Genomic DNA, 20,960 nt, shown 5'->3' with positions numbered 1-20,960 from the left:
TATTCTATCACTTTTAGCTCTATATGAAAACTAGTCCGATTGACTTTCATGCTATTTGAGGAGCTTTCCAGCACTATCAGCCAGAAAGCCCGAACGTAGGCTCCCTTTTTATACAAATACTCCATTTTTTATAAAAAATCCATTAATTTGTAATATATAAAAAATAAGAAAACGAATAAATTCTGAATAAAATAAGATATAAAAGAAACGCGTGAAGATCTACCTTCACGCGTTTTTCATTAATTCTGTGACAACACTCACTGCGCTGAGGGCATAGAGTGGTGCGGTTTCTGCTCGTAGGATACGAGGCCCAAGGCCTGCAAGGACTGCTCCTTTAGCTTCAAAACTTTCAATTTCAGCAGGTGAGAGACCTCCTTCTGGACCAAAGATAAAGAGAACCTTGCTCCCTTTTTCAAGACCACTTACAGCTTGTACAAGAGCAGCGCTTTCGCCTTCTTTGGCCGACTCTTCATAGGCCACCACGATGCGGTCAAACTGGTCGAGTTGGGCTAGAAAGTCTGCCTTTTTCTCAAAAAGGGTAATGCTTGGGACAAGATTCCGCTTGCTTTGCTCTGCTGCTCCAAGGGCGATTTTTTCTAGTTTTTCAACCTTTTTACCCAATTTCTTGCCATCCCACTTGGCAACTGACCAATCGGCAGGAAAGGCCCAAATTTGACTAGCACCGAGCTCTGTTACTTTTTGAGTGATAAACTCCAGCTTGTCTCCCTTGGGAAAGCCAGAGGCAATGGTCACTTGGACTGGCAGTTCCACATTGTCAGCTAATTCTTTGATTAGCTCCAACTGACGAGCCTCCACATTGACCACGCGCGCCAAACGCTTGATCCCATCATCAAAGACTAGGGTCACCTGGTCATCTTCTTTCAAGCGCATGACCTGAAACATGTGCTTGCTGGTCTCCTTATCCTCGATAGTGACAGGTGAGCTAGCCAAACCTTTTACAAAATACTGTTGCATGCTAGCCTCCAATCACACCAGAGATATCCTTGGTCTTCTTGAAGACACAGGCATTCCACTCCCCTTGGATCATGTGGGTTTCAAGGAAAAATCCAGCCGCTTCTGCTGACTCACGCACCATGTCCCACTTGTCCCTGATAATGCCACTCATGATGAGATAGCCTTCATCCTTGACCAAGCGATAAGCATCATCTGTCAGATGGATAAGGATATCCGCCAAGATATTGGCCACGATAACATCTGCTTCAATCTCCACCCCCTTAAGCAAATCACCTGGGGCTACATGGATATTTTCCATGCCAGGGTTGAGTTCAATATTCTCCTGAGCAACGCGAACTGCCACATCATCCAAGTCATAGGCAAAGATTTCCTTGGCACCCAGAAGGGAACTAGCAATAGAAAGGACTCCTGAACCAGTCCCCACATCTAGTACTGTTTCACCACCACGAAGAACCTGCTCTAAGGCAAAGAGGCTCATCTTGGTTGTTGGGTGGGTCCCAGTTCCAAAGGCCATACCAGGATCCAGCTTGATAATCTTTTCTCCCGCCGTCGCCTCATAGTCCGTCCATGACGGCACAATGGTCAAGTCATGAGTGATGCGAGCTGGTTCATAGTATTTCTTCCAGTTGTCTGCCCAGTCTTCCTCAGCCAAGGCAGTCGTTCCCATCTTGACCTCTCCTAGATCCATAAAGTCTGTCAATTCTGCTAAACGAGCCTGCAAATCCGCTTCAACCGCTACCACATCAACCGTATCCGGATAGTAGGCTGTCACCACGATTTCTTCTTGTTGCTCGACATCAGGGAAAATCTCACCGAAGCGATCGACGTTGCCCACATAGTCCATGCTATCTTCAATTGCTACCCCTTGGGCACCTAACTCGATCAAGAGATTGGAAACCAACTCCTCTCCCTCACGCTTGACTGTAACTTTTAACTCTTGCCATGTTTCCATTATTAAGATACCAAGCCCGTAAAACACAAAGCCAAAATAGGAAACTCTCTGAAGACGTTTTTGTCTAAGAGAAGTTTATCTTTTTGGCACAGTATTTAGGGCGAGTTCAGTTTAGAAATTTAACTGAACCATCCTTTCTATTTGTCAATCAATTTTTTCATGTAGACCATATCCATGCCTTCTTTTTCAGGCTCGATATGGGTTTGATGGTAGCCATTCTTCTCGTAAAAGGCGACCATGCCTGCATCCTGTAACACCGTACACAAATCCCATTGTCTAACGGTTGAAAATTCCTCTTCTAGCAAGCGTAATCCTTCAGATCCATACCCTTTTCCCTGATACGGAGGCAGAATCGCTGCGGTCCCCAACCAAGCTTCCGTTAACTCGTCATTGGTCTGAATTCGAAGAAATCCGATTTTATCTTCGTTTTCTTTCACAAAGTAGTAATAGCCATTGGGACGTTCGACTAGTTTCCACTTAATTCGTTCACGGTCCTCCAGATAAGGATCGTATTCATCTTGGTATTTGTCATAGACAGCCTTAAAGCTGGCTCTTTGAATGGCAATAATGGTTTCTAAATCCTCTGCTCCTGCTTTCTCAAGTGTTATCATAAACTTTTCTCCACATAATCTCTCACTCGTTCTTGTAATTGGGGAACGACCCGATCTGACGCCAAAAACTCTTCAAGTCTCACTAACTTATAGCCCTGTCCCTCGTCTCCAAAGACAATACTGTCAAACTGTTCCTGTGTCAATTTCCCAACTAAAAAGACGGAGTTTTTGTTCTCATCTAACATGCTGGGGTAGATCCAAGACCAAACTATGTCATCTTTCAATAGTTGGATGCTCAATTCTTCATAAACTTCACGCGATACACACTCAAAAGGACTCTCGTCCCCTTCGCGGCCACCTCCTGGTAACTCCCACAGATTAGGCCAAGGAATAGTTGGTTTATCATCGCGTAAGATGGTCAAAATTCGCCCATCACAAATCAAAGCAATCTTACAACCCGTAAAATCCAAGTGTTTATCCAATAATTCCATGATGATGACCTTTTCTTATCATAACCTAGCTAGCCTTCTTCAATCACCTTTTGGCACTCTGCATCCCAGTATGCTTGCCATCTGCCATGTTTTTTAGCAAAATAAACCGTAAACTCATCATTTACATAATCTGCAACATAGCGAAGATTAGGCGGGTTTTCCTCAAAACTTAATATCCAAGGATGGAAGTAAAAGGTTTTCTCCCATCTCTTCTGAGTATAGCCGAGATTCTTGGCAAACTGAGGGATAGGTTGTTGCAACTCGCTTTCCAAATGGGACTGAATGGCATTGTCAAAACTATTCAAACGAGCTAATAGTTGCTTAAACTGATCTTCCTCCTCAATTTTGAAATCACCTATGAACTCAAATTCTGCAAAGTCTATAGAAAATTCAAATAATGTGATTTTACCATCGTCAACATAGTGCCCATCTTCATCAACACAACAACGAGTTCCTGACTTCAATACTCGCTCAAAATCTAAATCCGCAAAGCGATTGCGGGGAAGGATCGACTCACGTTCTTGAGATTTTTGGGATTTTTTACTAAATAACCGCTTAAATTTCTGAAGCATCGGACAGCTCCCTTTCCTATTTCTCAGCTCACCTGAGTCTCTTCTTCCTGTATGGCTTGTTCCAACTCATCTAACCACTGCTGGTAATAAGCTTTCTCATCCCGCAGCATGCGACTCACATCCATCTTCTGTCTGGCAAGCTTGATCGCCTTGTGTGTCTGGGCCAAATCTTTCTTGACCTTAAATTGATACCAGGCTTGGACCGCCTGTATATTGGTCAATTTCATCGACAAAAAAGACTTGACTCGTCGAATGGACGCGTATTCCTCTGCTTTCTCATGATCACCTTCCAACAAGGCGATATGCAGTAGGGACAACTGGGCGGCCGTTTGAATCATCGGGTTATCTGCCCTCTCCAGTAAAGCCTGAAAGTGCTCTTTAGCCGCCTCTCGATCGCGTTCTAGGATCAAGACTTCTCCCTGAAGGGCTAAGGCACCCTCCACAAAGCCTCCTCGCGCCTCCTCAGGGACAGGCCCAACAAAGTCTTTTAGGTCGTAGTCTTCTGGGGCTAGCAGGGTCTGAGCAGAATGGCGCAGTCCTAGATAAGCATAGGTTACATTTTCAGGATGGCGCATCAATTCTAAAATTTTGGCTCCATCTGTAATCCCAAGGGGGAGAACATTGGTCAAAATGAAGGAGAGATTGAGACAAATCCATGTGCCTGCAAAATACCAACTCTGTGTCAGAACTCCAAAGAGGATGGATAAGATAAGTAAGGTCAAATGAACCAAGATCCCACCTGAAAGCATCAAAATCATTCGTTGGTCACTTTCATCCTCTTTTAGTCCAATATACTGGGCGCCGACATTTTTCAGAACTGCCGTGCAGCTAAGACGAAACTTCCCTGCTTTTTTAGTCAGGAGGAAACTTCCCAAGCCTAAAGCAACGAAGCGATAGCCCGTCAGATAGCCACAAAAAGCATGCCCCAGTTCATGGAGAATGAAAATGAGATACATGCTACCAAAAGTGAAGAGATAGCCCGGTACAAAAACCAGTTGAAAGCCTAAATCCGTAAAGGCGATCGTCCCCAAGGCAAAAGCCCCCATCAAGAGAAGAAAGGACAGGCCGTAAACCAGGTAGGTCCCAATTTTTTTCATTAACTCTCCCACTCGTTTCTAATATCTCGGATAAGGGTAAAAGGTGCTTTCTTCTAGGCCGACTTTGCCTTCTTCAAAGACTTCTTGGTTCCAGACGATCTCAAAGCTCTCTGCTTCTTCGTCTGCTAAGAAATCCATGAGGTCATCCAAGGCCAGCTCGGCTGTATCCTTTAGGAAGGTCGCAAAATAAGCTAGAAACTCCCGAGACAAGCCTTTTTTCGGCTCATAAGGAATCGCCGTTAAATAGGCATCTTCTTCCACATGCGACTTGGCTGGATTGTAGAAGATGACGGCTTCTTCAAAGAAGATATCCTCGTCAGACTCCTCCCCCGACTCATCGACCAAGGCAACTCCTCCTGTGTTTTGCACTTCCAAGAGAAAAGCCACTTCTACCGCATGATTTTTCTTATCCCAATTGATCTCAAAGTCAAAGGGAAAGACCTTGTCCATTTCCTCTTCTAAAACATCCAAAAATCCATATTTAGACATCGTGTCCTCTTTCTAATTTCCCACTCTTAGAGCGGAATATGATACAATAGTTACTACAATCTTACCATAAAAACTGCCTCTTTTAAAGGAGACAAAGCTAGAAAGGAGACCCTCATGCCGGACAATCTCGCCCTGCGCATGCGCCCCAAAACCATCGACCAGGTCATCGGCCAAGAGCACCTCATCGGGGAGGGGAAAATCATCCGCCGCATGGTGGAGGCCAATCGTCTCTCGTCCATGATCCTCTATGGTCCTCCAGGGATTGGCAAGACCAGTATTGCTTCTGCCATCGCGGGCACGACCAAGTATGCCTTTCGGACCTTCAATGCAACCGTCGATAGCAAAAAACGCCTGCAAGAGATCGCAGAGGAAGCCAAGTTTTCAGGTGGCCTAGTCTTGCTCTTGGACGAGATCCATCGCTTGGACAAGACCAAGCAAGACTTCCTCCTGCCTTTATTGGAGAGCGGTCTGGTCATCATGATCGGCGCTACAACTGAAAATCCTTTCTTCTCCGTGACGCCTGCCATTCGCAGTCGGGTGCAGATTTTTGAGCTGGAATCCTTGACCAATGAACAGGTCAAAGAGGCAATCCAATTGGCGCTGAGCGATCCCGAGCGAGGCTTTGACTTCCCTGTGACCCTCGATGAGGAGGCCTTGGATTTCATCGCTACTTCGACCAATGGAGACCTGCGTTCTGCCTATAATTCTCTCGATTTGGCCGTCCTCTCTACCAAGGAAGGGGAGGATGGCATTCGCCACATCAGTCTCGACATCATGGAAAACAGCCTCCAACGGAGCTATATCACTATGGACAAGGACGGAGACGGCCACTACGATGTCCTCTCTGCTCTTCAAAAATCCATCCGCGGATCTGATGTCGATGCTAGTCTCCACTACGCCGCACGTTTGATCGAAGCGGGCGATCTACCCAGCTTAGCCCGTCGTTTGACGGTTATTGCCTACGAAGATATCGGCCTGGCCAATCCAGATGCCCAGATCCATACGGTGACAGCCCTTCAGGCAGCGGAGCGCATCGGCTTCCCCGAAGCCCGCATCCTCATCGCCAATGTCGTCATTGATCTGGCACTCTCGCCCAAGTCCAACTCAGCCTATGTGGCTATGGATAAGGCCTTGGCTGACCTCCGGAAATCGGGCAATCTTCCTATCCCCCGCCATTTACGAGATGGCCACTATGCCGGAAGCAAGACCTTGGGAAATGCCCAAGACTACAAGTATCCCCACAATTATCCTGGCAATTGGGTCCAACAGGACTACCTACCAGACAAGCTTAAGGGGGCCTCTTATTTCACTCCAAATGAAAATGGCAAATACGAGCGAGCCCTAGGGGCGACAAAAGAGAAGATTGATCAACTCAAGAAAAGGTGATATCGGTTCCAAAAAATTGAGATTTTCCCTTGAAATTTTTTTGAAATATGGTATCATATACATATAGAAACGCTGTGGTGTACGACTTCACACTTAAGTGTTGACCGACTATTTTTTGTATTATTAGGGAAACAAAGGACTTCTAACAGCATGCAGGCCGTATCACGCGGAAGCAGCTTCAGTTAGAGCAAGTTGCCCACCTGCTTAATTGCGCGGGTTCAATACAAACCGTGAAGTTTCGGCACCAATACAGCTTTTTTTTGCCTCCTTAGCTCAGTTGGTAGAGCAGTAGACTCTTAATCTATGGGTCGCAGGTTCGAGCCCTGCAGGGGGCATCTAAATTAACAGGAAAAAGCCTTGATTTACAAGGCTTTTTTGCTTGTCTATAACTGATTTGCCCCATTTTTAAATCATTTCATTGAAATTACCTAAAAGCACCTCCCGAAAATCAGCTATATTTCAATATTTTTGATTACTTTCAATATGAAAAATTCTTACAAATTCATGCAATAGGCAGAACAAAACCAGCAACTTTTTTATGAAGTTGCTGGTTTTGTTTATATAATTTTTATAAAGAAGTAATAAAAGTTAAACCACCTAATATCACTCCCGCTGCATTGGGAATGATGAGAATCCAATCTTTTTTAGGTTCTTTTGTCCAACCATAGATTACCCAAATTAAACAAGAAACTGATGCGAATAGTGGTTGGAATGGTTGAGCTTTTTCTCCTTGTAAGTTAGCGATAATTTGTGGAATATATGCAATAAAGACAAGAATCCCAATAAAAGCTCCAATAGATCCGACAAAGCGATTAATTTTTTGTTTAGACATATAATACCTCCTGACGTTTTATTATCTCAGAAAGGAAAAATACTGTCAATAATTATGTGTAAAAACTCTAGTAGAGTTATGAAGTTTTAATCAAATAAGCTTTCAAGTGTGTCAGAACATTGGCCAAACCCTTTACGGATTCGCTGACTTTGCTTGAAATTATAATACTAGGTAACGGTCCAGAGCCTCCTCGTTAGGAAAAAAAACCTTCTTTTTCGTTTGACGTTTGATTTCTTTGTTAAGAGACTCAATGAGGTTTGTCGAATAAAGGCTGTGCCAAATCTGGTAGGGAAACTGATAAAAAGTTAAAAGATTATCCGGATTCTCCAGACTTTCCATGACTTTCCTATATTTGGTTTCAAATTTCCATGAATACGTTCCATTACGACTAGTCCCAGAATTATAGCCTACTTTTTCATAGGGCTCATACCCTAAAAAGGCTGATAGCTCTGCTTGAAGCAGGCATTCATAGCTGTTTCAAGAGAAGAACGAAAAATATCATCAATATCTTGCTTTTGAGCTAGGAAATTAAGCAATTCTGTGGTAAATCGAGTCATAGGAATAAATCTCTTTCTAGTAATGTGTTGCAACTCTACTATAACGGATTTATTCCTTTTTGTGTTTACACAACTTATTTTACACTACCCTTTCTCTACTATCCATTCAAACAAAAAAATCTCTTTCCACATTCATAGAAAGAGAACTTTTTCTTTAGGAGAAATAACTTAATTTTTAATCGATTCGGGTTAGCTCAGCTGGCACTGTTAAGTAATAGGTTGCTGTCAAGCTGGCTTCACCTTGATTGACAAAAATCTCGATGGAATTTTTATCAATAAATACTTCCAATTCTTTAGCCTCTACATCTACATAGCGGCGGCTCGTATCTTCTTCCTCTTCACCGAGGATTTTCTGAGCCAGATGACTACGGTCGATATAGACTTGCTTGGCAGTGCTATCATAACCAAACTCTACATAATCTGTATCGCTTCCCAAACGATAACGCTGATCACCATCAATTTGAATCTGATGGTCCCCATGCTTGATAGGAGTTTGAAATAATTTCCCATCCTTCAATCGAAGTACACGCGGTAAGGTCATGGCACATGCCCACTTGTGGCCTTGGTCATGGGTTGGAAGGGTACGACCCCATGTCTGCATCCATGCAATCATAATACGACGACCTTGATCATCCTCTAATGATTGTGGTGCATAGAAATCTTGACCATGGTCGATTTCTTCTACTTTTTCTGGAATGAACTGTTTAGCTTCCCAGTCTACTTTACCTGTTACCAAAACAGAAGAATTGATATTGTGGTAAGAATCACCCTCACGTTGATAACGCATTGGTGACATGATAATGCAGTCTTTTCCATCTAACTCGAAGTAGTCTGGACATTCCCACATAAAGCCTTGATGTTCTACTCCTTTTAAAAAGATGGATTCGAACTGCCACTCTACTAGGTTATCGGACCCTAGTAGAACGACACAGCCCACACTATCTTTATGTTTGGCAGCAACTACTGAATAATAGCGTCCCTCTTTTTCAAAGAGTTTTGGATCACGGAAATCAGAGGCAATTAATTCATCTGGCAAGTCTGCTCCTGTCGCAACTGGATTTTGGTCAATCTTTTCAAAGTGAATCCCATCGTCTGAAAATGCCATATTTTGCACTTGACGGACACCAGTTTCTTCCTCAATATGACCAGTATACATGAGCCAGAGACGACCGTCTTTGACAATAGCTGAGCCTGAGAAGCAACCGTTGCGGTCGTAGTCTTGGTCAGGTGCAAGTGCAACCGGCAAGTGATCCCAAGTCACCAAGTCCTTACTTTTAGCATGTCCCCAATGCATTGGCCCCCAAGCACTATCATAAGGATAAAATTGATAGAAGAGATGGTATTCTCCACGAAAATAGACAAATCCATTCGGATCATTGATCCAACCAATCTCAGCTGAAAAGTGGTCCTCAGGTTTATATTGTGTATTGACCAGATGTTTATTTTCTGCTATAAAACGATTGGCTTTTTCTACTGTAAATTTTTTATTTATCATAAGTATATCCTATTTTATTCCCGTTCCGGAACCACCCAGACCTTGAACAATATATTTCTGAGCGATAACATAGACCAAAATTAACGGAATCGTTGAAATAGTTAATACAACCATTACCTGATTGATATAAACTGGTTGAGTTGTATTAATAGTTGTAGTTGTAATTGCAACCTGCATTGAAAATTTAGAAGAATCTGTCAAAACCATCAATGGTCAAATATAATCATTCCAACTTGACATAAATGACAAAACACCAACTGTGGCAACTGCAGATTTAGACATTGGAAGCATAATTCTAAAGAAAATTCTAACGATACTTGCTCCATCCATCTTTGCAGACTCGAGAATTCCTTCCGGAATTGCAATAAAGAAATTCCTAAATAAGTAAATATTGAATACACTCGCCAATCCTGGAATAATAACCGCAAGACGATTATTGACCAAACCTAAGGAATTGATAATGGTAAATTGTGGAATTAACACAGTTTCTACTGGAATAATAAATAAAGCAAGTAACCACTTTAAAAGGTTCTTAGTACCTTTGCATTCTACAAGTTTTAACAAGAATTGTCAAGGTGATACAGGCTGAAAATTTTGAACTCGCACTTTTTACATCCGTTTCCCCTTCCCCAAACACCATCCCCATATTATCCCTCCACTTGTGGTATGATGGTAGAGTATGTTTAGGTGCCAAGCTACTTGAGCACCTCCGTGCTAAAAGGAGAACGAATATGAAAATCGCATGGAATGAAATTAAATACCAACCCAAGAAGTTTATCCTGATTGAACTTCTCATTACCATCCTCATGTTTATGGTGGTGTTTTTGTCCGGTCTGACAAATGGACTGGGCCGTTCGGTATCAGCTCAAATCGATAACTATGGGTCGCTACACTACATCCTTTCGACGGACTCAGAAGGGATTATCCCCTTCTCAACCATTACGGAGAAAGATTTAGATGAGGTCCAAAAGATAGAGGGAATGGACTATTCGGGCTTGTCCATCCAGCGGGCAACCGTCTCAAAAACAGAGGATTCCAATACTCTGGATATCACCTACTTCGCGACCGATCACAACGAAGAAGAAATCCTCAATCCAATCATGGAAGATACAGACCTCAAGATCTCCGACCTAAAGAAAAACGAGGTCATTCTGGACCATTCTTTCAAAGAGGATGAAGGGATCCAAGTCGGCGATCACGTGATTGACAAAACTTCTAAGCAAAAACTCAAGGTCGTGGCCTTCGCGAAAAATGCCAAATACGGCTACAGCGAGATTGGTTTTATCAGCTCGGATACCTACACAGGCATGCGGCAAAAGACAGATCCAAGCTATCAATGGCAAGCCCAAACCCTTGTGACTAAGAAAGACATCCCTTCTAGCGATCTAGCCAGCAACTTAATGGTGGCGGATAAGAAGCAAGTGATCGATAAAATCCCTGGCTACAAGGCTCAAAACCTGACGCTACGGATGATTACGTGGGTGCTCTTACTCGCTTCTTCTGCTATCCTTGGGGTCTTCTTCTATATCTTGACCCTGCAGAAGTTGAAACAGTTCGGCGTCTTGAAGGCTATTGGCATGTCCATGAGCCAGATTACCTATGTCCAACTATCCCAGCTCACCATTATCTCCCTCATCGGAGTGTTGCTGGGACTTGGCTTAGCAACCATAATGGCACCATTTTTACCTAATAGCGTCCCTTCCTTTATGACCCTGAAAGACAATCTCACCATCTCGGTTAGCTTTATCCTGACCTCTATTTTGTGTGGTGCCTTGTCCCTTGTCAAAATCAAAAAAGTAGATCCAATCGAAGTCATTGGTGGAAATGGAGAATAAGATGGCCATTATTGCATTAGAAAATATCAGAAAATCCTACGCCGATGGTAGCCAGATGCACCATGTCCTCAACCAGCTGAATTTAAGCGTCGAACCCAACGAATTTGTCGCGATCTTGGGCCCTTCAGGATCCGGTAAATCCACTCTCTTAGCTATCGCTGGTTTACTCTTATCAGCGGACGAGGGGCGGATTTCTATCGCTGGCCAAGACTTGACCGGCCTCAACCAAGGCCAGTGGACGCAAAAACGGCTGGAATTGCTCGGCTTTATCTTTCAAGATCACCAGCTCCTCTCCTATATGAAAATCGGTGACCAGTTAGAACTGGTGGCCAAATTAAAAGGGGAGAAGGACAAGAAAAAACGCCAAGAGGAGGTCAAAGCCTTGTTGGCAGATCTGGGCATCGAAGCTTGTTACCACCAATATCCGAATCAGATGTCCGGTGGACAAAAACAACGTGCAGCCATTGCTCGGGCCTTCATCGGAAATCCACAGGTCATCTTGGCCGATGAACCAACGGCTAGCCTAGACCCAGATCGAGGGCAAGAAATCGCCCAGTTGATCCAGAAAGAAGTCAAATCCAAAAACAAGAGCGCCATCATGGTGACCCATGACCGCTCCATCCTGACCTATGTGGATACCATTTATGAATTAAAACACGGCCAATTGCTAAAGGTAGAAAAGGTTGATTAAATACAAGAGAGTGGGACAGAAATCGGTAATTCGTTAGAATTCGATTTCGTCGTCCCACCTCCGCACAGTTGAGTAGGACTGTAAAAGCTGATGAAATCAGCGTAGTAGAGCCCACTCAACCACTGCGTCTTGCTAAACAATCCAAAAATAATTGAGAGGCTAGGACTTTTGTCCCAGCCTCTTTTTATTCTTGTGGATCTTTGGGCAGTTCCATACGGAAGCGCAAGCCCATAGCCGTTTTATCAAATTGATAGGCCAGTTCTTCATGGTCTAGCAAGTGTTGGACCACGAAGAGTCCCAGACCGCCTTCCTTCTTCTGACGGCTAGCGGTCATTGGCAGTTCGGCGGTCTCTACCATTTCCTGGCTGGTATTTTCAATCGCCAAGTGCGTCCCTTCTTCTTCGAGACGGAGCTGGATCTCTCCACCCGCATCCGAATGCTTGACGGCATTACTGATGACATTTGAGAGGACCAATTTCAGAATCGCTGGGTCCATATAGACTGGTTTAGCTGAGATCTGATTGTCAATCGTGAGCGAGCGGGATTGAGCCAAGACCTTGTACTGGTCGAGGATCTGCTCTAAAACTTGATCCAGCTGGATCCATTCCTTGTCTCCGGCCAATTCTTGGACAGAGGACAGGGACAGGATTTCTAGGACGATCTGGTTCATCTCATCGACAATATCGAGGGAGACCGCCAGGTAGCGGTCCCGGTCCTTGTAGCGGCCAATCTTATCCCGCATATTTTCTAGGATAATCTTCAAGCTGGCCAGAGGAGTCTTGAGCTCATGCGAAGCCCCTCTTAGAAATTCGACTTTCATCTGCTCCAACTTCAGATTTTCCTGTTTCTGCTGCTCTAGATTGTCGATCACCTCTAAAAGATGGTGATAGAGGTCGTTGATCTGTTGCTTGAGAACGCCAATCTCATCCTGCGAATGAATGGGAAGACTGGCTGTCCGATCCAGCCGTTTCATCCGCTTGGTCATCTGCTTGATCTCAAGGATCGGAGCAGAAATCATGCGGGCATAGAGATAGGAGGCAATCAACGACAGAACAAAGGAAGCAAGGAGACTATAGGGAAGAAAGCCCAGACTGATGTCCCGCGCTTCCTTTTGCGAATCAACAGTCGCTAAGAATTGCAAGGTCAAGTCTTTCCCTTCCTTGGTCTGAATCTTTCGCTCTTCAATGACCAGGGAATTGTTCTGGCTATCAGGGTTCAGGAGCAGGTCATCCTTGACCTCTAGGGCATTTTGTTTTTGTTTTCCTTTGATAGACACCTTGATATCATTGGTCTTGGAATAAAGGTCGATGACTGACTCAATGGTCCCTTCTTCCTGGCCCTGGAAACTCTTAGCCAGAGCTTGCGATTTCTTCAAAATCGCCTGACGCTGGGACTCGATATAGGTCGATGGAAAAATAAAGTAAACCGAAGCATGTAGAAGGATGACTAAGCCACTGAAAAGGGCAAAGGTAATCAGAAAAATCTTTGCAAAGATACTCCGTTTGGTCATGGTCTCTCCAATTTATAGCCGACATTGCGTACCGTTACGATACAGTCCAGCTCTAGTTTTTTTCGTAGTTCCTTGATATAGACATCGATCACCCGGTCAAAAGGAATCTCCTCCGTCTCCTTCCAGACAGCATCGAGGATCTGAGAGCGGGTCCTGGCCTTGCCCTCATGCTGGAGCAAGTATTCCAAGATTTCCAACTCCTTGGCATTCATGGAAATGGCTTGGCCTGCTAGGCTGGCTGTGTAGCTCTCAAAATCCACCCGTGCCTCTCCATAGGTGAAGACCCGGGAAGGTTGAAGCTTTTTAAAAATAGCTTCGATACGGACCTTCAAAAGGGACAAGGAGAAGGGTTTTTCCAGGTAGCCATCTGCCAACTCTCCAAAGGCTGTCAACTTATAGTCCTCGTCATGGAAGGCCGTTAGCATGAGGACAGGGACTGAGCTGGTCTTGCGAATGGTCTTGAGCACTTCCAAGCCATTGAGAATAGGAAGCTGGATGTCCAGCAAGACTAGATCCGGCGCTTCTCTGTGAAAGAGGTTCAGGGCCTCCTGCCCATCGCCTGCTTCAAAGACCTCATAGCCACATTCCATGAGATAGTCGCTCATCCCTTCCCGAATCAGGACTTCATCTTCTACGATTAGTATCTTCATACACTTTCCTTTTTATCTAAGAAACTTCTACCTCCTATTATACCCTATTTCTATTTTAGGAAACAATCTCTTATTCGACATCCACCAAGAGTTCCTTCGGTTTCTTATGCAAGAGCCATTGTGAAGAAAGGATGGATACGAGAATCAAGAGAAGCCCACCGACCAAAACAATTACCAACAATTGGCTCGGTTGGATATCCATATGGATATCTGTCAGGGTCTTACTGAAGCTTTCCGCCTCAGCTCCTCCACCAAGGTTGGCTGCAGAGGATTCTTGAGCCATTTGTTTGGCAATGCCACTGGTTACGTTTTTGAGCACCGTATCTCCCACTGCTTTGGCAAGAAGACCTGCGACTCCATAGGAGAGGAGGAAGGCTGGAATGGAAATCATGACCAATTCTGCCACGAATTGTCCCGCAATCTGTACCTTAGAAAGTCCAAGAGCCAGCAAGATACCCACTTCTCTACGACGGGCATTGAGCCACAAGACAAGGAGAAGAGTCAAGAGCAAACTAGCAAAGATGAGGCTGCCGATAAACAAGTAGTTCGCCACTTGGAACATACTGCTGATAGATTTTTGCAAGGCTGGGTAGTTGGAAGAGCTCTTAACCAAATCATAGTAATTCCATGGGATATCCAAGGCTTTGATTTTTTCGATCAATTTATCCAGATCCTGATCCCCTTTTGCAAAGAAGGTCGCATCCTCATAGGTAGCTGTTTGGACAGTATTGCCATAGAGTTTGGCAGCTGTATCCAAGTCAGAAATGAGTGTATCTTCATACAATTCTTGGGCGTAAGTTAGAGGAGCTTGGTTTTTCCCTGAGAACAAGCCTTTAATGGTCACTTCGACGGTTTCATTAGCCCCTTTTTCATTGTCGGCATCATAGAGATTGGACTTGAGACGTACCTTATCGCCCACCTTGAGGCCATTCTTTTTCGCCAAATCTTCGTGCATGAGGATTTGGTTTTTGTCTTTATCAGTCAGGTGCTCCCCTTGGACCAGCTTGTAGGCACCAGAGACAAACTTATCTTCTTTTGAAGAGTCATTGACCCCTGTCACCATCAAGGTATTCTTGAAGTGCTTAGCCCGCTCTGGAGATTGATTTTGCAGGGTTTCTTCGGTCTCAATGATCTCGTGGTCTAGGATATCTGCGATGGCATTGATCCGCTTGATGGAGGAAGTGATCCCCTCTACCTGGCTGATTTTTTCGATATCTTCTCCTCTGAGATTCCCCGCTCCCCGAGGGGTTCCCGGATTGGTCCGGCGGTTGATCTGCATGGAGAAGCTATTGGTGATGGATCCCAGGCTTTCCGATGAAGCTTTTTGGGTCGCTCCCTTCATAGAGAGTCCGATCAAGCTCAAGGTCCCCATGAGGAGAATGATGGCAAAGAGCAAGAGAGACTTGGGCCATTTACGGGTGATATAAGCAAAAGCATTGCGCAACATAACATTCCCTCCTTACTTGCTCTTCTCAACGAGGCTACGACGACTCAATTCCAAGACCACATCGGAGGCCTCTGCTACTTCCTTGCTGTGGGTGACGACGATGACACATTTTTGGCGCTCCTTGGCCAACTTCTTCAAAATGGCAATAATGTCACCTGCTGTCTGTTCGTCTAGGTTTCCCGTCGGCTCATCAGCCAAGATGACAGGTGCTTCTGAAACAAGTGCACGCGCAATGGCCACCCGTTGCTGTTGCCCTCCAGACAATTGAAGGACATTGCGTTTGATTTGCGTTTCGTCCAATCCCAATTCCAAGAGAATCTCTTTCCCAGCTTGTTTGTTGACCAGGCGGACATTTTCAAGTGGTGTCAAATAATCAATCAAATTGTAATTCTGAAAGACTAGGGAGACATGGTGCTTGCGGTGGTAGCTAGACCCTTTGGTCTGAATGTCCTCCCCATCAAAGAGAACCTGCCCCTTCTTGGGATTGTCTAGACCAGCCAAGAGAGAGAGGAGGGTAGATTTCCCAGTTCCTGACTGACCGATAATACTGTAAAATGTCCCATTTTCGAACTGATAGTTCACATTTGAGAGGATATCTTCACTATAGCTTTGGTAACTATAGGCTACATTCTTGAGTTCTAACATATGTGTCATTTCTCCTTAACTCATTTTTGTTAATATTTCTTTTGGGGTCTTGCGCCAGATCATGCTGGTAGTTACACCGAGCGACAGAAGGATCAAGCACAAGAGGCTAGCATAGGCGATTCCTAAGGAAAGGCCTTGAGGGATTTGGTTGAGCAAGTCTAGGGTCTGCTGTTGACCAGTCTCTCCGACAAACTGCTCTAAGAAACGATGGCTGACCATCCGTCCGATGAGAAAGGCTGGGATCACCGCTAGTAAGGATACCAGCACCACCTCCAAGAGGAACTGTCTAAAGATCCGGCCCTTGCTCTTCCCAATGGATAAGAGCACCCCGATTTCATGGATCCGCTCCCGTGTCCAGAGACTGAGTAAGAGCGATAGGGCACCGGCTCCTGTCACCAGGAGGACGATCATCATGATCCGTACCAGGCCTTCTAAGGTCTGAGAGGATTCCTTCATCTGGTCAAAGGCCTTGCGATCTTCGACCACGCGTAGCGATTGCCAATCCAGATCCAAGCTTTTAACTTGCTTCAAGAGGGCATCGATTTTCTCAGGATCTTTGACTCCAAAGGTGACCTGGGTCACTTCTTGCTGACTGAGACCAAGAAGCTTAGTCGCATCCTCATAAGGGAGGTAGACTTGATTCTCACTCAGATCAGAGGTCATTCCTGTAAATTTTTCCTGTTTCTTACCTGAAAAAATCCCTACGATTTCAAAGGTTTGCTCTTTGGCAGGAGTCTCTCCCATCTGAAAGCTGGATAAGGTCAAGGAATCTCCGACCTTTAGCTTGTTCTTCTTAGCCAACTCTTGGTGGATCAAAATCTGGCCGCGAGCCTTGTCGGATAAGTGCTTGCCTTGCACCAGTTGGAAACTACCACTGCGGAAATCCAGGTGCTGGTCTGTCTTCTGGGTAAAGACAGCGCCTAGCGCTTGCTTGGCTTCCTGACCCAGATCATCCCGTTCCACCGACTGCTGCCCAGTCACCGCTTCTTTCCCAAGAATACGAACCGGACTTTCATATTGAGGAACCATGGCTCCTACCCCAGCTAGTCGCTGCACCTTTTCAGCCTCCCTCAGCGCAAAGGGACTATCCCCCTGCTTACTGGTCAGGGCAAAACTGGTCCCAGCCGACTGCTTGATATGGTCCTCCAGTCTTCCTCCCACTTGCATCAGTGAAAAACAGAAATACAAGCAAGAGAGGATCAAGAGGAGAATCAGAAAGAGGACCAGATTCCTCGTTCTTTTTCGAGAAATATAGGCGATTGCCTGTTGTAAGAGCATGAGCTCACCCTCCATTTCAAAGCCCACAGCAATGCAATATGGGCGCTTTCATCATTTGTTGCTTTCATTATAGAGGAGAAATGTGAAATGTTTATGAAATAGAAAAAAACTCTCCCAGAAAAATCTGGAAGAGCCTTAGCAAGGGGTGGATGAAAAAGTTTAATATGAAAAAGGTCGATAAAAATTAAGAATCAAAAAGTTTTAATTTGTTCGATCAAGTTTTTGTCTTTAGACATGTATGTGGGAAGTATTCCCCCCTTGCTCTATTGTAGAACAATTATCTACTTCCTATAGTTTAACGTATCTTTGTTACAAAATAAAGGATTTTGTATTGCAATTTCATTCCAAATATCGAACAGGCAGGTTACTTCAAAATATCTACTATCTATCTACCTGCTTCAAAGGGTATCATCTCCGTGATTTCACTATATGTAAACAAAAACCCGCACCTCAAATGACTGCTCTGATCCTCCTCGGATTAATCCTAGTTTCGTCAAGAAAGGAAACCGATCTGTAGAAAAAACAGGTTCCAGCTAAATTTATTTCACAAACTATTACAATATATATAAATATGTATCCTCTCTTCATAAAGAAGAGATTAAAGCAACCCGTTTGTCCTATGATTAGTCGAAAATTGAAAAGGTTCTACTAACCCCTTTTAGCTAGTAAGACGTTTAACCAAGCCACCCAATAGTGGTTGGCGTCAAATGATTAGAGGCGAAGCCTCAATCAAGCACACAAATTACGACAGAAAATAAAGAAGGCCGATAATGCCTTCTTTGTTTTCTTAGTAAGACACTTCGGCAAGGCACCATAGTGCTTTCAGTTACATAGGTTACGACGCGAAAAAGGGAGGAACGATACTTTCCTCCCTTTGAGCTAGTAAGACGTTTAGCCAAACCGCCTGATAGCGGTTGGCGTCAAATGATTAGAGGCAAAGCCTCAATCAAGCACACAGATTACGACAGAAAATAAAGAAGGCCGATAATGCCTTCTTTGTTTTCTTAGTAAGACACTTCGGCAAGGCACCATAGTGCTTGCCGTAGTCTAATGAGGTGCTTCAGCATCCATTAGACTAAGTGTGTTACATCATCCCACCCATCATGCTCGGATCCATAGCTGGCGCTGCTGGAGCTGGTTCTGGTTTGTTGGCTACCACTGCTTCGGTCGTCAAGATCAGACTCGCTACAGAAGCCGCATTTTGAAGGGCTGAACGGCTCACCTTCACTGGGTCGATAATTCCTGCTTCAATCATGTTGACCCATTCACCTGTTGCAGCATTGAAGCCTGTTCCGACTTCTGCATGTTTCAAGCGATCGATAACAATTGACCCTTCATATCCTGCATTGTGGGCGATTTGGCGTACAGGTTCTTCCAAGGCACGAAGCACGATATTGCGTCCTGTTGCTTCATCCCCTTCCAATTCAAGGGTTGCAACTGCAGAAATAACGTTAGCAAGGGCCGTACCACCACCTGCAACAATTCCTTCTTCAACCGCTGCGCGTGTTGCATTGAGGGCGTCTTCGATACGGAGTTTCATTTCTTTCAATTCCGTTTCAGTTGCCGCTCCGACCTTGATGACTGCAACACCACCAGACAATTTGGCCAAACGTTCTTGCAATTTTTCACGGTCAAATTCTGAAGTTGTGGTTTCAATTTGTGATTTAATCACGGCTACACGGTTGGCAATAGTTTCAGGGTTTCCAGCGCCTTCTACGATGACTGTGCTATCTTTGTCCACTGTCACTTTACTTGCTTGACCGAGCGCCTCAATGGTCGCATCTTTCAACTCAAGACCGAGATCTTCTGTGATAACAGTACCGCCTGTCAAGATCGCGATGTCTTCTAACATGGCTTTACGGCGATCCCCAAATCCTGGAGCCTTAACAGCTACGACATTGAAAGTTCCACGAATCTTGTTCAAGACAAGAGTTGGGAGGGCTTCTCCATCCACATCATCCGCAATAATCAAGAGCGGACGATTGCTTTGCAGGATATTTTCAAGCAATGGAAGGATTTCCTGGATATTTGACACCTTCTTATCGGTGATCAAGATATAAGGATTTTCAAGGTCTGCCACCATTTTTTCATTATCAGTGACCATGTATTGAGAGAGGTAACCACGGTCAAACTGCATTCCTTCCACGACTTCCAACTCTGTTTCCATTCCACGAGACTCTTCAATCGTGATCACCCCGTCATTGCCCACTTTTTCCATGGCTTCTGAGATGTACTCACCGACTTTTTCAGAGCGAGAAGAAACAGCCGCAACCTGGGCGATGGCTTCTTTATTGGCAACTGGAATGGCGTTATTTTTCAAGGCTTCAACAGCAGTCGCAACCGCTGCTTCAATCCCACGACGGATACCGATTGGATTCGCTCCTGCTGTAACGTTCTTGATCCCCTCACGGACGATAGCTTGGGTCAAGACAGTCGCAGTCGTTGTCCCATCACCAGCGATATCATTAGTTTTAGACGCCACTTCTGATACCAATTTGGCACCCATATTTTCGAAATGGTCTTCCAATTCGATTTCTTTTGCGATGGTCACCCCATCATTGGTGATCAATGGTGACCCAAATGATTTTTCAAGCACCACATTGCGGCCTTTTGGTCCCAAGGTCACCTTAACGGTATCTGCTAGGATATCAACCCCACGGACCATGGCTGCACGAGCATCTGATGAAAATTTAATTTCTTTTGACATACATCTTTCTCCTTTCTGATTCTTTAGGCTTCAACAATGGCAAGAATACTCGCAGTCCCAACAATCGTGTACTTCTCATCGCCGTCTTTCACTTCAACGCCTGCATGATTTTCCACCAAGACAGTATCACCGACTTTGACGCTTGGTGCTACCAACTCACCACTGAGGGTCCGAACCCCCTCACCTACAGCGATGACTTCTGCAGTTTTGGTTTCAGCTTGACTTGCTTTTGCGATGACAAAGCCACCGACTGTTTGTTCTTTTTCTTCTACTTTCAAGACCACGCGGTCTCCTAATGGTTTTAACATATCGTTCCTCCATTCCTGTATTTTAGCACTCTTTTATATCGAGTGCTAACTCATGTTTCTATTGTATCACTTGGTCAAAAATAGTCAAGAAAAAAACACCTCAATCTCTTCGAAGTGCTTTCGATTTTTAGCCAACCAAATTCAACTTTTGTTGGTAAGCTTGGATGACTTTTTGCAAGTTGGCTCGACCACGATACATCCCATAGCCCACTAGCAACATCCCTACTAGCCCAAATAGGGCTATCAAGCTACCTAAGATCAAAAATAGTAGAGAAGTTTTGTGAAAGAAATAAATCAGCAGTCCACCAATACTGGCCATGAGAAAGAGCACACTAAACCAGCGACCCAAGTTTTCCAACATATGGCGTTGGTAGCGAATTTCCGTCTCATACCCCTTTATTAATTCTTGTCTGGTGTGCATAGATGCCTCCTTCAATAAAAATTGAGAATGAAGTATTCGTAAAGGAGGTCACGTACTTCATTCTCAATGCT

General features: G+C 44.6%; 20 protein-coding genes, 1 tRNA gene, 1 other RNA gene and 2 pseudogenes. 5 read left to right on the top strand and 19 right to left on the bottom strand.

What is annotated here, in order from left to right:
• Nucleotides 1-225: 225 nt before the first annotated feature.
• The 7 genes from ADH27_RS09395 to ADH27_RS09365 all read right to left on the bottom strand — a co-directional run bounded on the left by ADH27_RS09395 (nt 226) and on the right by ADH27_RS09365 (nt 5,127).
• On the bottom strand, nt 226-975 hold the full coding sequence (locus ADH27_RS09395; RefSeq protein WP_048717573.1) for a 16S rRNA (uracil(1498)-N(3))-methyltransferase: 750 nt from the start codon (nt 973-975) through the stop codon (nt 226-228).
• 1 nt (nt 976) lies between these two features.
• Nucleotides 977-1,927: a 50S ribosomal protein L11 methyltransferase gene (prmA, locus tag ADH27_RS09390; protein ID WP_048717571.1), complete on the bottom strand. Its 951-nt coding sequence runs from the start codon at nt 1,925-1,927 to the stop codon at nt 977-979.
• 137 nt (nt 1,928-2,064) lie between these two features.
• Nucleotides 2,065-2,538, bottom strand: a complete 474-nt coding sequence (locus tag ADH27_RS09385; protein WP_048717569.1) for a GNAT family N-acetyltransferase — start codon at nt 2,536-2,538, stop codon at nt 2,065-2,067.
• On the bottom strand, nt 2,535-2,969 hold the full coding sequence (locus ADH27_RS09380) for an NUDIX hydrolase (RefSeq protein ID WP_048717567.1): 435 nt from the start codon (nt 2,967-2,969) through the stop codon (nt 2,535-2,537). The genes ADH27_RS09385 and ADH27_RS09380 overlap by 4 nt, the downstream gene beginning before the upstream one ends.
• A gap of 29 nt (nt 2,970-2,998) precedes the next feature.
• Complete coding sequence (locus ADH27_RS09375; protein ID WP_048717565.1) at nt 2,999-3,541, bottom strand: hypothetical protein; 543 nt, start codon at nt 3,539-3,541, stop codon at nt 2,999-3,001.
• Nucleotides 3,542-3,564: 23 nt separating this feature from the next.
• Nucleotides 3,565-4,638: a site-2 protease family protein gene (locus ADH27_RS09370; protein ID WP_048717563.1), complete on the bottom strand. Its 1,074-nt coding sequence runs from the start codon at nt 4,636-4,638 to the stop codon at nt 3,565-3,567.
• 18 nt (nt 4,639-4,656) lie between these two features.
• Nucleotides 4,657-5,127 carry a DUF3013 family protein gene (locus ADH27_RS09365; protein WP_048717561.1) on the bottom strand — a complete coding sequence of 157 codons (471 nt, stop codon included), beginning with the start codon at nt 5,125-5,127 and terminating at the stop codon, nt 4,657-4,659.
• Nucleotides 5,128-5,241: 114 nt separating this feature from the next.
• Here ADH27_RS09365 and ADH27_RS09360 point away from each other — a divergent pair, with 114 nt between their 5' ends.
• The 3 genes from ADH27_RS09360 to ADH27_RS09355 all read left to right on the top strand — a co-directional run bounded on the left by ADH27_RS09360 (nt 5,242) and on the right by ADH27_RS09355 (nt 6,848).
• Nucleotides 5,242-6,513 (top strand): replication-associated recombination protein A, encoded by a 1,272-nt coding sequence (locus ADH27_RS09360; protein WP_048717560.1) that lies wholly within the window; start codon nt 5,242-5,244, stop codon nt 6,511-6,513.
• Nucleotides 6,514-6,579: 66 nt separating this feature from the next.
• Nucleotides 6,580-6,773, top strand: a non-coding RNA gene (gene ssrS / locus ADH27_RS10565) — 6S RNA.
• A 2-nt stretch (nt 6,774-6,775) separates the two neighbouring features.
• Nucleotides 6,776-6,848 (top strand) — tRNA-Lys (locus tag ADH27_RS09355).
• A gap of 233 nt (nt 6,849-7,081) precedes the next feature.
• Here ADH27_RS09355 and ADH27_RS09350 read toward each other — a convergent pair.
• The 4 genes and pseudogenes from ADH27_RS09350 to ADH27_RS09330 form a co-directional block, all read right to left on the bottom strand.
• The gene (locus ADH27_RS09350) at nt 7,082-7,345 is read right to left on the bottom strand and encodes a SemiSWEET family transporter (RefSeq protein WP_048717558.1); all 264 of its coding nucleotides are present in this window, start codon (nt 7,343-7,345) and stop codon (nt 7,082-7,084) included.
• Nucleotides 7,346-7,431: 86 nt separating this feature from the next.
• A pseudogene (locus tag ADH27_RS09975) lies at nt 7,432-7,902 on the bottom strand (transposase).
• Between the two features lie 175 nt (nt 7,903-8,077).
• On the bottom strand, nt 8,078-9,397 hold the full coding sequence (locus ADH27_RS09335; RefSeq protein ID WP_048717552.1) for a glycoside hydrolase family 32 protein: 1,320 nt from the start codon (nt 9,395-9,397) through the stop codon (nt 8,078-8,080).
• A gap of 9 nt (nt 9,398-9,406) precedes the next feature.
• Nucleotides 9,407-9,925 (bottom strand): annotated as a pseudogene (locus ADH27_RS09330) (carbohydrate ABC transporter permease); the annotation flags it as partial.
• A gap of 203 nt (nt 9,926-10,128) precedes the next feature.
• Between ADH27_RS09330 and ADH27_RS09325 the strand changes: the two are divergent.
• The gene (locus ADH27_RS09325) at nt 10,129-11,232 is read left to right on the top strand and encodes an ABC transporter permease (protein WP_048717550.1); all 1,104 of its coding nucleotides are present in this window, start codon (nt 10,129-10,131) and stop codon (nt 11,230-11,232) included.
• Nucleotide 11,233: 1 nt separating this feature from the next.
• Nucleotides 11,234-11,923: an ABC transporter ATP-binding protein gene (locus tag ADH27_RS09320; RefSeq protein WP_003011335.1), complete on the top strand. Its 690-nt coding sequence runs from the start codon at nt 11,234-11,236 to the stop codon at nt 11,921-11,923.
• Nucleotides 11,924-12,107: 184 nt separating this feature from the next.
• On the opposite strand, the gene ADH27_RS09315 is transcribed toward ADH27_RS09320, so the two are convergent.
• The 8 genes from ADH27_RS09315 to ADH27_RS09280 form a co-directional block, all read right to left on the bottom strand.
• Nucleotides 12,108-13,433: a sensor histidine kinase gene (locus ADH27_RS09315; RefSeq protein WP_048717549.1), complete on the bottom strand. Its 1,326-nt coding sequence runs from the start codon at nt 13,431-13,433 to the stop codon at nt 12,108-12,110.
• A complete protein-coding gene (locus ADH27_RS09310; RefSeq protein ID WP_048717547.1) occupies nt 13,430-14,083 on the bottom strand; it encodes a response regulator transcription factor in 654 nt (217 codons plus the stop codon). Before ADH27_RS09310 ends, ADH27_RS09315 begins: the two co-directional genes overlap by 4 nt.
• Nucleotides 14,084-14,153: 70 nt before the next feature.
• Entirely contained in the window at nt 14,154-15,530 is a 1,377-nt protein-coding gene (locus ADH27_RS09305) for an ABC transporter permease (protein ID WP_048717545.1), read from the bottom strand.
• 12 nt (nt 15,531-15,542) lie between these two features.
• A complete protein-coding gene (locus ADH27_RS09300) occupies nt 15,543-16,175 on the bottom strand; it encodes an ABC transporter ATP-binding protein (RefSeq protein WP_009731296.1) in 633 nt (210 codons plus the stop codon).
• Nucleotides 16,176-16,190: 15 nt separating this feature from the next.
• Nucleotides 16,191-17,453, bottom strand: coding sequence for an ABC transporter permease (locus ADH27_RS09295; protein ID WP_048717544.1), 1,263 nt, complete (start codon nt 17,451-17,453; stop codon nt 16,191-16,193).
• A gap of 1,084 nt (nt 17,454-18,537) precedes the next feature.
• Entirely contained in the window at nt 18,538-20,160 is a 1,623-nt protein-coding gene (groL, locus tag ADH27_RS09290; protein WP_048717542.1) for a chaperonin GroEL, read from the bottom strand.
• A 23-nt stretch (nt 20,161-20,183) separates the two neighbouring features.
• Nucleotides 20,184-20,468, bottom strand: coding sequence for a co-chaperone GroES (groES, locus tag ADH27_RS09285; protein ID WP_006595108.1), 285 nt, complete (start codon nt 20,466-20,468; stop codon nt 20,184-20,186).
• Nucleotides 20,469-20,595: 127 nt separating this feature from the next.
• Nucleotides 20,596-20,889, bottom strand: coding sequence for a hypothetical protein (locus tag ADH27_RS09280; protein WP_006595109.1), 294 nt, complete (start codon nt 20,887-20,889; stop codon nt 20,596-20,598).
• Nucleotides 20,890-20,960: the final 71 nt, after the last annotated feature.

Origin of the sequence: Streptococcus sp. 343_SSPC (genome assembly GCF_001072385.1) — a bacterium.
GTDB lineage: Bacteria > Bacillota > Bacilli > Lactobacillales > Streptococcaceae > Streptococcus.
This window is presented reverse-complemented; position numbering and strand designations above follow the sequence as displayed.